This is a genomic window from Paenibacillus sp. FSL R5-0527, from assembly GCF_038008055.1.
GTDB classification, from domain to species: Bacteria; Bacillota; Bacilli; order Paenibacillales; family Paenibacillaceae; genus Fontibacillus; species Fontibacillus macerans.
In genome coordinates this window covers 1,126,835-1,140,163 of sequence record NZ_JBBOYI010000001.1, presented here as the reverse complement: position 1 = coordinate 1,140,163, position 13,329 = coordinate 1,126,835, and the positions used below count along the sequence as shown (strand labels likewise).

At 54.3% G+C, this 13,329-nt stretch carries 10 protein-coding genes; 3 read left to right on the top strand and 7 right to left on the bottom strand.

The window, feature by feature from the left end; all coding sequences use genetic code 11:
- Positions 1-19: 19 nt before the first annotated feature.
- From NYE69_RS05200 to NYE69_RS05190, 3 genes are all read right to left on the bottom strand, one after another.
- Positions 20-1,837 carry a sensor histidine kinase gene (locus NYE69_RS05200; RefSeq protein ID WP_340924753.1) on the bottom strand — a complete coding sequence of 606 codons (1,818 nt, stop codon included), beginning with the start codon at positions 1,835-1,837 and terminating at the stop codon, positions 20-22.
- Between the two features lie 248 nt (positions 1,838-2,085).
- The gene (locus tag NYE69_RS05195) at positions 2,086-4,404 is read right to left on the bottom strand and encodes an FAD-dependent oxidoreductase (RefSeq protein ID WP_340924750.1); all 2,319 of its coding nucleotides are present in this window, start codon (positions 4,402-4,404) and stop codon (positions 2,086-2,088) included.
- 106 nt (positions 4,405-4,510) lie between these two features.
- A complete protein-coding gene (locus NYE69_RS05190; protein WP_340924747.1) occupies positions 4,511-6,229 on the bottom strand; it encodes a restriction endonuclease in 1,719 nt (572 codons plus the stop codon).
- A gap of 193 nt (positions 6,230-6,422) precedes the next feature.
- Here NYE69_RS05190 and NYE69_RS05185 point away from each other — a divergent pair, with 193 nt between their 5' ends.
- Entirely contained in the window at positions 6,423-6,995 is a 573-nt protein-coding gene (locus NYE69_RS05185; RefSeq protein ID WP_340924745.1) for a TetR/AcrR family transcriptional regulator, read from the top strand.
- Positions 6,992-7,396: a DUF5367 family protein gene (locus tag NYE69_RS05180; protein WP_340924742.1), complete on the top strand. Its 405-nt coding sequence runs from the start codon at positions 6,992-6,994 to the stop codon at positions 7,394-7,396. The genes NYE69_RS05185 and NYE69_RS05180 overlap by 4 nt, the downstream gene beginning before the upstream one ends.
- A 23-nt stretch (positions 7,397-7,419) precedes the next feature.
- Here NYE69_RS05180 and NYE69_RS05175 read toward each other — a convergent pair whose 3' ends face one another.
- The gene (locus NYE69_RS05175; RefSeq protein ID WP_340924740.1) at positions 7,420-9,126 is read right to left on the bottom strand and encodes a DUF5050 domain-containing protein; all 1,707 of its coding nucleotides are present in this window, start codon (positions 9,124-9,126) and stop codon (positions 7,420-7,422) included.
- 245 nt (positions 9,127-9,371) lie between these two features.
- On the opposite strand from NYE69_RS05175, the gene NYE69_RS05170 reads away from it, so the two are divergent.
- Entirely contained in the window at positions 9,372-10,535 is a 1,164-nt protein-coding gene (locus NYE69_RS05170) for a DUF4261 domain-containing protein (RefSeq protein ID WP_340924737.1), read from the top strand.
- Between the two features lie 202 nt (positions 10,536-10,737).
- Here the strand turns inward: NYE69_RS05170 and NYE69_RS05165 are convergent, their stop codons facing one another.
- From NYE69_RS05165 to NYE69_RS05155, 3 genes are all read right to left on the bottom strand, one after another.
- Complete coding sequence (locus NYE69_RS05165; RefSeq protein ID WP_340924734.1) at positions 10,738-11,643, bottom strand: ADP-ribosylglycohydrolase family protein; 906 nt, start codon at positions 11,641-11,643, stop codon at positions 10,738-10,740.
- A gap of 69 nt (positions 11,644-11,712) precedes the next feature.
- Positions 11,713-12,504, bottom strand: coding sequence for a TatD family hydrolase (locus NYE69_RS05160; protein WP_340924731.1), 792 nt, complete (start codon positions 12,502-12,504; stop codon positions 11,713-11,715).
- 97 nt (positions 12,505-12,601) lie between these two features.
- Positions 12,602-13,165: an RNA 2'-phosphotransferase gene (locus NYE69_RS05155; protein WP_155619799.1), complete on the bottom strand. Its 564-nt coding sequence runs from the start codon at positions 13,163-13,165 to the stop codon at positions 12,602-12,604.
- Between the last annotated feature and the right edge of the window lie 164 nt (positions 13,166-13,329).

The window sequence follows — 13,329 nt, the reverse complement described above, 5'->3', positions numbered from 1 at the left end:
AATCAGCTTCGAACAAAACTCACTTCGAAAGCGGGGGCTTCTGGTATGGCGAAGCGATCAATAGCGGCATCTCCAGCACGGCCATCGTCCCCTGCTCCAGCGGGACCAGCGTCAGTGAGGATTCCCGCCTGAACAAGAGCTCCAGCCGTTCGCGCAGGTTGCCGATCCCGATGCCTTTCCGCTTGCGGCCTTGTTCCGGCCGGGCGCCCGCAAGGCCCTGGCCGTTGTCGCGGATCTCCAGCCGCAGCTTCTGGCCCGCCCGCATGGCGGCGATGCGGATCGCCCCACCTTCGCGCACATGAACGAGGCCGTGCTGGATCGCATTTTCAACCAGGGGCTGCAAGCTGAGCTTGGGCACCAGCGCGTACTGCAGCTCCTCGCCGATCTCGTATTCGGCCGTAAACGCATGGTCGTAACGGAACGATTGAATGTAAACGTAAGCTTTGACCAGCTCGATTTCCTCTTTGAGGTGGACAAGGTCCACCTCGGTATTCAGGCTGGATTCCAAGAGTCGGCCGAGATTCTGGCAAATCTCGAACGTGCCCATATCGCCGTGGTTCCGGGCGTTCCACTTGACCGTGTTCAGCGTGTTCAAGAGAAAATGGGGATTCATTTGCGACATCAGCATTTGAAAATGAAAGGCTTCCTTTTGCCGCTCCTCGGTCCTCAGCCGGGAAATCAGGCCGCGGATGTCGCCGATCATGCCGTTAAAGGTTCTGGCCAGCACCAGCAGTTCGCCCTTGAACTTCCGTTCGGGAATACGGACGTCGAGGTCCCGGTGAACCAGTTCCTTCATCGTTCGCTGCAGCGTACGCAGCGGGCGGAGCACAGACGCAACGATGGCGTAGGTAACGGCGATAAACACGACAACCGTGAGGGAAAAGGAGACGAGCACCTGGTTTTTCATCGCCCGGATATTTCCCGAGAGCGCTTCCAAAGGAAATCGCGTCACCAGCGTCCAATCAAGATTGGGCAAGTAGATGCCATTGTATATGAACATATTGTTCGCGTCGGAGACATAACGGGAAGGCTCGTTCGCAAACACCCCGTCCAGCTCCGCCAATTGAGCCGCCGTATGCGCATCCTGCGGAAGCAAAATCGGCCGCCGCGCACCGTCGAACAAATAGTAGGTCTGCTTCACTTGAAAACCGTTCGTGATCGACTGCAGCCAGGTGCGGATATCGAGGCTGATGCGCAGATAGCCGAAGGTCCGGCCGTTCATCTCCTGCAGCCTGGCGTAAAGCGAATACAGCTCCGCCTGCGGAAAAATGTCCTGCAGCACGTCCCGGGATTCATGGACCGCCCAGGCGTAGGATTGGCCCGTATTCGACAGCTGCTTGAATTCCGGCTGGCCGGTGATTTCCGAACCCGTGACACTGCGAACGGAAACGCCTTCCTCGGTGGTCGTGTAGACATGGCCGTAATTATCCGCCAGCGTAATATGGACCGGAATAAGCGCGTTGCCAAGCCCTTGCTTGAGCTCCAGCAATTGATTGCCGATCTGCAGGGTACGTTCCGCCTCATCAAAATCGTCCGGCCGCAGCAGCAGCGTTTTTAGCCCCGGCTCGCGCTCCAGCTGCAGCATCGCGCCCAAAACGCTGATCCGGATGTCCTCCATGCCGTTTTTCAGCAAATTCAGCTGCGACACGTTCTGCTGCGAAATATTCGCCTTCATGTTCGTTTCCAACTGGTTGATGCTCCTCAGCTGCAGGAAGCTGGAAGGGACCAGTACGAACAACAGGATCGACAAGAACAGCCGGTTTTTGATGCCGGACGGCCATAAGGACTTCAAGCCCGCCACGCCGCTCGCCTCCTCTTCCATCGTAAGGTTGTTCAAAAACCGCCTTCTGCAGATCACTTTTGAACCCGCATTAAAGGCAGTATATCACAGGAGTTCCGGGACCGGAACAGGCCGCTCCCGGCATCCGGAGACGCCGAAAGCGGCTAGTAGACGATTCTGGAAATAACATTAGCATGATGGCAAGTGAAGACTTGAGAAAATGGCAAAATTAGTCAATTGAAGCTCTCCGGTGACAACATGAAGGAAAAAAAGTTTAGAAGGAAACGTCCGATAGCCTGGCTCCGTCAACTTTCATAACAGCGGATTTCCGCGATGGCCGCCGAAGGATCGCCATTCGTGGCATGGATCACGATCCGCAGCCGGGAGGCGGTGACCCCGCCGGGAAGATCATGCGTGCGCCGCCGCTGATAGTTGCCCTGCACCCGCAGCAGCTCGCGCCATTCGCCGTCCGCGAAGACCTCGATGGCGTAATCTTTCGGGCACTGCGGGTCACGGTAGAACGGCTCGTAAGCGTGATATTCCCGGAACAGGTGGCCGGGAAAAGTAAGCTCGACGCGGCCGATCCGCTGCGGCTCCGCCCACTCCAGCACGACCCACTGAGGCAGCGGCTCCGCCGGGTTCGAGCGCCAAACGTTGGTGTAGTCGTACGGGCGGGTCACCCCGGACAACACGCCCGCGGCTCCATAAGCCGGCTGCGGCGGATCGATGCGGAAGCTGAGCGTGCCGCCGTCGCGGTAGCGGCGCATCCGCCCGCCGCCCATCTCGTACGCCGAGACATGCCCGGGCAGCACGGTGCCGGCCATATGCCACTCGACGGCGGGATTGGCGAGCAGATCGAGCCGCACATACGTGCCCGGTTCAAGTCCGTCCGCAGCCGTCAGATTGACGGGCCATTCGATCCAGCGCCTGCACCCTGGCGGCACGATCAGCTTGCCCTTGGCCAGCGGCTGGCCGGGATCGGTCCGGTAATCCCAAATATGCCGGACCGGCAGCAGCTCGGCTTCAACCGTCTGCGGCTGATCCGTGCCGTTGCTGAGGCAGACGGACAAGCTGCGGATTTCGGCCGTGCCGACGGCGATCCACTGTCCTCTACGATGCTCCAGCGGCTCCGCAGCTTCCATAAATCCCTTCTCCGCCTTGCGGAATCCGCCCGTCCGATCCCGGCTTTCCGGCCCCGCGCCGTACACAAGCTCCGCGCTGCTCGCCGCCGCTTTTGCGCTTCTGGCCAAATCGGCCGGGTCCTCGTTGCGCACGTTCGGCAGGAAGCAGCCGTCCCGCAGCAGCCGCTGCTGCACTTCCTTGATGCAGACGTCGGGCACGTCGGCCACCTCGATGCCTTTTTGCAGCGCCAACGCCGCGGCCGTCCCCGCCGCCTGGCCCATCAGCGCGGTCGTCGCCATCACCCGCACGGTGCCGAGCGCCGCGTGGCTGACGCTGACGTTGCGGCCGGCCATCATCAGGTTGCCGGCATCCTTGGCCAGCATGATCCGCAGCGGGATACCGTAAGGACCGCAGTAGCTTTTGACCGCGTATTCCGTCGTTTCGGCATATCCTTCCGCACTGGCCGGCTCCGCCGTCGGCGCCAGCAGCCCGCCCGCGGTATGCAGATCGATGAACCAGCCGCCGTAAGCCACCTCGTCCGGGAAAACGGTCAGGTTCAATAGATCGTGCTCGGTCATGAAATACCGCCCCATGATCCGCCGGCTTTCCCGTTTTCCCGGCACCTGGCCGATCCAGTCGAGCGCCAGATTAGCCGATCTTTGCTTTAGCTCGGGGTCGCCGTTTTTGATCCAGTCCCATATCCCCAGCGCATGCCGGGTCAGCTCATGGCGGATATCCTCATTACCGTAAATCGTATGCCACGGCACGCCGATCTCGATCCACCAGAACCCCGCCATCAAATCGTAAAAATGCCGCCCCTGATTATAAAAATAAGCCGGATCTTCATGCTTCACCGCCCATTCCGGGGCGCGAAACGGAACCGGGCGGCCCATATCCTTGGCCTTAAGCTGGATCGAGCTGCCCATCGTATCGCCGCTGGCCTCAAGCGGAGCATGGGGCTCGCCGAATTCGCCGCGGCTTTCCGTGCCCAGGCGCCATTCGCAGCCGGCCATATCGGCGACGACGCCGTCGCCGGTGCAATCGATAAACACCCGGCCCCGGATCGTCAGCTCCGTCTCGGCGTTCGCCACCCGGACCTTGACCGCGCGGATCGACCGCCGACCGTCCGTCTCCATCTCCACCTCCGTCACCGATGTGTTCAAGTGGAACGCAAGATTCGGCGTCGACACCATCATGTCATAGAGCGTCATGTCCCAGACGCTGTTGGTCCACCCGTTTTCGCGGATCGGTTCGTGGTTGGCGGCCCGCTCCTCGATCAGGAGCTCGGAGATGATCCCCGTCTCCCTGGCATAGGCGTGAAACTGAGCCGCGCCATGCGTCGTGACCCGCACCTCCGACGAGCTGTTGCCGCCAAATACCGGGCGGTCCTGAATAATGCAGACGCTCGCCCCCAGCCTGGCCGCCGCCACCGCCGCGCACACCCCGGCCAACCCGCCGCCGCAGACGACGATGTCGTATGATTCCGTGCTCGATTTATTCACTGTGCTTCCCCCTAAGGACCTCGTTTTTTCCATTGTAAATCCGGGCCATCCTTAGGAGCGATCAACATATCTTGGGGATGCACTGCACAAATCCTTGTTCTGCTGTTCAATTTCCCGATAGTATTTTCTTAGCTTCCCGAAGATCAATTCTCGCATGATGCCCATGTTTCTCTAGCAGGTGCAGCAAGTTTGATCCATTTAATAGGGTCAGGGGTTTATCTTTAGCGAATTCGTATGAATCAGGACCGTAGTCTGCGGTGGAAACGAGAATCCCTTTGGTCGCCCCTTCATTCACCACTGTCCCATACAAATCCCGAACCGCCGAAACACTAACAACATTCGTATATCTTTTTGCCTGTATTACAATCTTGCCGCCTCTGATCGGATCCGGATCGAAAGCAACCGCATCAACGCCTCCATCTCTACTGGCTCTTGTTACTTTAACTTCCCCGCCACTGCTCTTAAATTCCTTTTCAAATAATTCACGAATCAGATGTTCAAAATCTTCCCAATCCATCGCGGCCAAATTCGTTGATTCATCTAACTGGTCCGCAACATCGTAACTATCAACGAACCTCTTATCGGATTTACTAATTTGCTGAATCGGCTTGACCGGACTTAATGCACTTAGCTTACTGCCGGCTATGCCCTTTAAACTCTTAAAACATGTTTTGGGATCAACGTTCGCCAGATCAATCGCTGCAAACTGCTCCTTTTTCACTTGAATCGTCAAAATGCAATTATTCTCTTCCTTGCCGGTCGCTTTATTGATTGCGTTAACCCAACCATTAAAAGAAACCGCCTCAATGGCCTTCGCCCGATCCGCCTCAAAAAGCTCATGCATGGTTCTAAGAGCTATTTTATACATTGCTTCATCAAACATTTTAGTGACCTGATTTTCCGTAAGATGGGTTTCCTTTAACTCTTTCTTGGATGTTAAATATTTCACTTCTTTTAAGGTTGGAAAACACTCGATCGACGGTAATTGATACTCTACAATAAGTATTTTAGTTTCACTGCTGTACTCTAACTCAAAGCTTTTGGGAAAAGACTCGGGATACCGCGAATTTTCCAACACCATTTCGCAATATTCTACAACGGAATCTTCATTTAGATTGAAATAGGCTTCCTTCATCTCATCAATTTTTTTGTTATATTCATCTTGTTCTTTAAGAAAAATCTTCTTCCTTTCTTCCCATTGAACAACGTTTTCTTTCCAAATTTGCACTTCCGTTTCGAATTCTTGCTCCAACGTCTGATTGTAGTTATCTATCTCAAACTTTTGATTTTCCCACGTTACCATTGAGCAAGTGTACCTATTCTCGTACTCTCTAATTTTTTGTTCTTTTTTCGCCTTGAATATTTTTTCTATAAAAGTGAAAACAGGTTCCTCTTTCCTAGGTTGGTCCGGGTACTCCCTTTTTGCTTTTGGGTTTGGCTTGGGCGGAATTTTTTCGGGAAATTCCTCGTTCTTCTTTAACACATCCCAATTCACGGTGTCATCGATAGAAAGCGTATGGGTCAATAAATTATCAATTATGCTGATGGCCTCTTGCGCTTCTAAGGTCATTCTTGCTGCTTCTTCAATACTCGCTTCCTGTTCCGCAACCATCATACGTCTGGTCTCAAGCTTACTCCATTTTTCTTCCCACTTTAAAATCTGGATATCAATTTTATTTCGCAGGATATCCATCCCTGGCGCAGATATAACCTTATGCTCGTTTAAACCGCTGTCATACATCTCTACAGAGTATTTCAATATGCGAGTACCTGCTTGATTCCAATGTGCCTGTGTATTTCCAACCTTTATACGATTGTTTCTCACCGAAATGAACCCCCATTTATTAAAATTAAGCGATACAATATTACATATTTCTCCACAAAATACAAAATTCCTTGTCTTCACAACGGTTTTGATTACCTGGAATTGACAAACCAAAAACCGGCATGTAGGATAATACTTAAAACGACGAGTTAGTTATTTGACTAACTTACTATAAAGGAGGGAAAAGAAGCCTATGGCAAAACCCAATGTGGTGACCCGTGAGGAGCTTTTGCGGGCCGCCCAGGAATGCGTCGTACAAAAAGGGATTGAAAAAACGACGCTGAAGGCGGTCGCCGACCAGGCGAAGGTGAGCCAGGGAACCGTCTTTTATCATTTTCGGACGAAGGAACAGTTAATGATCGAGCTGGTACAGAGCCTGTGCGATTCCTCCTGGGAGGCTCTGCGGCAGAGCCATGCCAGTGTGGAAGAGGCGCTGCAATCGGCCAAGGAAAGGTGCGGGTACGACTCCACCTATCACCGGTTGTTTTTCGCTTCGCTGGCGGCCAGTCTGCATCTGGAGCCCAACCGCCGGCGGTTGGGCGAGATGATCCGCGAAGAAAACAAACACCTCGCCGGAATTCTTGAGGACCGCTGGGGAAGCTCTCCCGTGGAGCAAATCTCGATGGACCAATGGGGCATGCTGATGAACGCGATCATTGACGGGCTGGCCGTGCAAGCTTTGCTGGACGAGGATTTTCCTAAAGAAAAAGCATTTGATGCGCTTCAGTCCATGTTCCACTTTATTTCTATAGGAGTGAGCAAATGAAAACCGGAACAACAACCAGGACGGGGAACAAGGTTTTCCTGCTGTGGGGATTCCTCCTCTGGCTCGCGGCCACCCTTGTTTTTCACTTTTTCGGAGGCTTGTTAATCGATGTGGAGAAGCCGCTTATTACGGGGATTTGTTTCATTGCCGCGATCCCTTTGATTTGGGGGTGCATGACGCCATTGTACACCATGGTTCGCCTTTCGCCGGCGGAGCGCTTGCTTCCCGCTGTCTGTACGGCCTTGCCCGGGATGCTGCTTGACGTGGTATCGCTCCCCTTCCATCGCTTCGTTTTCCCGGGGATAACCGACAGCAGCATGCCGTTGTTGGCGGCTTGGCTGCTTTGGGCCTACGCACTGATTATTCTAACGGGAATACGTACAAAAGGACACTCGGCGTGAGCCGGTGTCCTTTGACGAAATATTCATTGTTCCTTAATGCTGACAGCATCCCTTCCGGCATTTGGCAAACTCCCGATCTTGTTCGGAGCGCCCCCGTTCTTCTTAACGGCATAAACCCCGTCTGCGAACGTGTAATATACGTAATTCCCCAACGCTTTGACGTTTCTAATCCGCAGCCAGCCGGAATCAAAATCGAGGTCCACGGTCACCAGCCGTTTTTTCGCACCTGTCAATACATCGACCTTCCATAAGGATTGCGTCCACTTCAACTGATTTTCTTCAGTGTAATAAAGCGCTCCCCCCACCATGTCGAAAATCTCCGCCCCGGGATCGTCCAGCCTGGCGACCGCCCTTTTGCCGGACCCGTCGAGGTTCATTTCGCGCAGTGTTTTAGTACGGTTGTCCAGATAATAGATTTTGTTGTTGAAGATGATCGAATCGTTTACGTCGGCATCTCCGGACAGTTTCTTTTGATGGCTTCCGTCCATACTCATGCGGTACAACGCCCAGCGTTTGTTTTCGTAATGGTCATAATAAATCCAATTATTGTATACATAACGGATGAAGCTTTTTGCCTTGGACAATTTCGTCTTTTTTCCGTTCTGCAGCTTGTAAATGGCATAATTGGCTTGGCCGTCGGTAAACCAAATAACATCGTTTTTGATATAGGCGTTGTCTTTTATTAAATAGCCCTTGCCGATCACATGGCGTGCGCCCGTATCGTCGTCATAGTTGATCTTCACGATGTCGCCGTTCGGCCGATTAAAATAGAGATCCCCGTCCTGGCCCATCACGAGACCCAACTGTTCATGCTGGGGAAAATGGAAAGTTTTCAGGTTGCCGTTGAGATCGGTCCGGTAGAAATAATTTTTATCCACTGTCCCCAAATAATCCTGTATGTAAAAAAAGCGTCCATCCGTATATTGCACCCGATTCATTTCCTGCGACCGGATCTCCGAGGAAGAGCGGGTGTCAATGTCGATTTTCTCGACCGTCCCGTCGCTGTACATATAATACATCATTAATTCGCCGGCATAGATGGCCCTGGGCTGCAAACTTTTCTTTAAAGATGCCAGCACATCACCGGAAATGCTTTTTTCGCCGTCGCTGATCACAATGATCCCGTCTTTAAAAAACAGCTTCTTCTGAAAAAGATCTTCGACCGCGTTCCGCAGCGGCAAATAAGTCGTGCCGTTCACCGCTTGGCCCGGGGCGCTCATGACGATCTTCCGGTCATTGATGTAGAGCGCCCGTTCACCGATACGCGTTTTGGCCGTCTGGCCGCCAGCCGTAATCGTGATGTCCCCTGTCTTTGCGTTGAACGACATTTTCGCCCCCACCTGATCCGCCAAAAAGCGTAATGGGACCAAAGTACTTCCTTTCTCCACAAAAGGGGCGACCCCGGAATTCATTCCATCGATTCGGGTCATTTGGCCCTTGACGTAAGCCTTGGAGCTGTCGACCGATAAAACGATGGCATCGTTCAGAGCCAATTCGGGGCGGCCATCCGATGCTTGGCCCGATGCTTGGCCCGATGCTTGGCCCGTCGTTCCGCCGCTTTCTTCCGCTGTAGTATCGCCGCCCGTTTCCGTTACGATTACGCCCCCCTCTTCCGCAGCCGGGATTTGCGCAGCCAGGGTTTGTGCAGCCGAGGTTTGCGCTGCCGCCGCCAGGCCGCCGCTCATACAACCCAATAGCAAACTCAAGATCACGATCGTTTTTTTGAACAACTTGCGTTTCCTCCCTTTTCAATCCATGCGTTCTGCAAACGGTTACACCTTCTTGGGGAAATGTCCATGTATAATTTCGAACATTGATCCACTTTTAAAGCGGTTGATTGCCAAAGTTAGGATACTATACGTTCCCATGAAATTCCATAGTTCTAATGGAGGTCTGAGGGAGCATTGAACTGCCTCTCTAACGTTGGTAGAATATACCTTTAAAGAGTATTTTCACTCACGAAGGAGAGGAATGAATGAAATCCCAACAGCAGGCGGCCACGGCATCAATGGTGAGTTGGCTGGCACATGAAAACGAACTTGGCCGGGAACCCGGAAAAATCGAAATCGCCGGGGAATTTGATTTGCACGGCATGCACTACTACATGTTCAAGTACAAAAAGAACTTGCTCGGCAAGTGGCTCCTGGGCGTATGCGGAGGTTATGAAGATCCGTCCGACACCGAGCATTGCGGCCATGTTTTCAGTGAAATGCAGCCCTATGATCCGGCCACGGCCGAGCAGGAAGCGATCGCCATGGTCGAAATGATCCGCGAGTACTGGATGAAGCGGGCGGCGGAACTGGAGGCCGCGGAAGCGCAGGCTCAGACTCAGACTCAGACTCAGGCGGACGGCTCTGCCGGCAATGAAGAAGACGGGAAATCCTCCGGGATTTTTAACGGGTTCGTGCTGCTCAATACCCATGAATGCGACCTGGAGTTGATTAAGGCCAACCTGCTGCAGGATTGGAATATCGCCTACTCACGGGACGAGGATGAACAAGAAAACCCCGGAGAAGAAAAGGAAAGCATCCTGGTTTTTGAAGCGGAGGGCTGCACCTTGGCCGTCAGCTTTGTCGACGCTCCCGTGCCGGACGGAGAAGCCGAGTTCCATGCCCAAGGCAACTATCTGTGGCGCGAGGCGGTGGAGGTGACCAAAACGCATGTGGCCCAAATCATCGTGGCTACATTTCCCCGCTCCGGCTCCCCGCTCGATAGCGGTAAGATGTACGCCAAACTGGCGGCAAGCTGCTTGAAGCTGCCGAACGCGGTTGGCATCTACATGTCCGGGACCGTTTTTCAGCCGGAGTTCTTTGTGGAGTTGGCGGAAGTGATGAAGTCGGAGGACATCGTTCCTTTGCTTAATTTGATTCATTTCGGACTGGTCGGAAGCGAAGCGGGAGTCAGCGGTTACACGAACGGGCTGGCATCGTTCGGCAAGGATGAGATCGAAGTGCTGGACAGCCAGGCCTCGCCCGCCGAGCTGCGCGATTTCCTGATCGACATCACCGGGTATGTGATCGACCGGGATGTCACGCTTAGGGACGGAGAAACGATCGGCTTTACGGCGGAGCAGAAGCTGCCGATAACCCGCTCCGAAGGCGTGTATGTCGAAGGCGACAGCCTGAAGATCCAATTTTAACAGCGGTTGCTCAAGGCAGGGGGGGAAGGCCCCCTGCTTTTTTTTATGGAAATGTGGGGTCCTGCTTCGAGCCTAGGGGTGTGGTGCTGAATAGTTACAAAAGATACATTTATTGATCGGAAAATGGAGCGGGGCGCTTGTTTAATTGCGAATCCTGCAATTAAACCCGCACGGTTCGAAGGACTGGCGCAGATAGTTTTTCTTATTTCTCCTTGCCGCGTTCGGAAGCGGACGTCCGCAGGGACCACATCCCGGAGACGGCCCGGTCCAGTCTTTCCTTGATCAGGATCGCCGCAGCGTATCGGGCCGGAATCGCTTCGTAGCCGTAGTAAATCCCGGCCAGTCCCCCGGCGATGGCGCCAATCGTATCGGAATCCCCGCCCAAATTGGCCGCCCGCTGCACTACTTCGCTAAAGTCCGCGCTATGCAGCAAAATATGGAGAACCCACCGGAACGTATGCACGACAAAACCGCTCGGCTCGCAGTCGGGGACCGCTTCAAAAAGGCCTTCATATTCCGTTCCGGCCGTCTCATCGAAGATGGCGGACCTTAAATCTTCACCGCGGAGCAGGCGGGCGGCAATCCGGTTATAGATCAGGCAGGCCTCGCCGCAGCGCGGATCGTAGTGCGTCATCTTCGACTGCATGAGCGTCGCCCGCTCCATGTCGGCGCTGTCCCCGTAAGCCAAAGCTGCGGGCAGGCAGCGCATCAGGGAACCGTTCCCGGCGCTTTGCCCCAGATCAGCGTGTGCGTAAAAAGCGGCCTCAAACCATTGGCCCTCGTAACCCTCGAAGACGTGGCGGATAATGTTGCCGATGTCTTTCGGCCTCGAATTGTACCATTCCAGGAACAGACGCCCGATGGGCTCCATCGGTTCGGCCGGATTTTCCAGAATCCCTTCGGCCACGCAAAGCGTCATCATCGTATCGTCGGTCACTTCCCCCGGCGCAAGCCGCCACACCCCGCCGCCGATGATCTCCCGCAAATAACCGTACTGCGCCTTGATCTCCCTCGGGCTCATAAACTCCGTCGTCCCGCCGAGCGCATCGCCCACGGCCACGCCGTACAGCCCGCCTTTGATTTTGCTGTACAAAATCTCTTCGTTCACGGCAATTCCCCCAATTTTTTTCGAGTTTAAACTGAAACATTTCGCGATCACACACGTCAACTGACGCCGTCATAGGCGAAAAAATTCCCGCACGGTTTGCGTGGTCATCTCGGCGATTTCCGCCGCGGTTCTGCCCGTGCAGCGGGCGATCGTCTCCGCAATATGCGGCAGAAAAGCGGGTTCGTTCCGCCGGTCCGCCGGCTTGTCCTTCATATCCCGCGGGGTCAGGAACGGCGCATCCGTCTCGATCATCAGCCGGTCCGGCGGAATGATGGCGACGAGGTTCTGCAAATGGCGTCCTCTCCGCTCATCGCAAATCCAGCCGGTGATCCCGATATGGAAACCCATCGCAAGATACGTTTTAAGCTCCGCTTCAGTTCCCGTAAAGCAGTGGACCACCGCTCTTTTTACCCCATGCTCCTTCAAGATCGAGGTGAAATCGCCGGAGGCTTCCCGCTCATGCAGGAACAGCGGCAGGTTCAGGTCGAGCGCCAAGCGGATCTGCTCGGCAAACCATTTGCGCTGCACGTCGCGCGGGGAGAAATCCCGGTTGTAATCGAGCCCGCACTCCCCGATAGCGACCACCTGGGGAAGCTGCGCCAATTCCCTAAGCTTGCCTATCGTCTCTTCGTTGCACTCCTTGGCATCATGCGGATGAACGCCCGCCGTAGCGTACAGTTTCCCCGGAAAGTCTCCGGCATAACGCGCCGCTTCCGCACTGCTTCGCAGGCTCGTCCCGGTAATGATCAAAGGCGAGACGCCCCTGGCGGCCGCCCGCTCCACCACCTGCTCCCGGTCGCGCTGAAACGAACGGTGCAGCAAATTCACGCCAATATCGATCATTGTCATCGATGGGTTCATAGTTAACCCCTCCTTCTTTCTTATCTTAAGGCCGATCAGCTCATGGTTTCCCGCTGCTTCGGCGTTTGCTCTACGATTCATTCCCTGCTGTCATTTTTCACTCTGTCTGTGGCTTCCAAACGGAACAGCATTCCGGCGGCACCCGGTCGGCCAGCCATACTTCATTGCCGGCATAATAAAAAGTAACCCCGAGCCGCCCCGCTTCTCTTGTGTCTATTTTAAGAATAACCAGCTCGCCTCTGCGGCTGCCCGCAAGCGTGGCGAAATGGGTCCCTTCCGACAAATGCACGTACTGCCGGCTCATCGGATGAAGCCCTTCTTTCAGTATAGACGGGAGAGCAATCTTGTTGGTTCCATGGTACAGTACAGCAGGAGGCTCACCCGGGGTGTAAGTTACCCGGTCATGACTATGGCCGTATCTTGCTCTAATCCGGCCGTCCTCGATCACAAAACGCTGCTTATCCGAGTTGCGGACCACCTGTTCGATATCTTCGCGGCTTACCCGTGACCACTTCGCCTGTCCCCGGATGGCTTTCAGAAGGGAATCCACCGGACATGAACCGTCCGCAGGATCGAGGACAAGCCTGAAATCCTCGGGGGTATGGCGCAGCATTTTGCTCATCAGCTTGCTTAAGCTTTTTTCCGTTGCCGGATTTAACATCGTTATCACTTCACTTTCTAGCCGTTTCCATTTATTGCATTATAACCTTTCCAGGACGGTTTGGTCAGGAAAGTTTGGTTTAACACAACATTCCCACGAGGAAGTCAGGCAGGTGACACCAAGATCATCGCGTAAAACGTACGCTAAGAAAAATCAAAGCATAA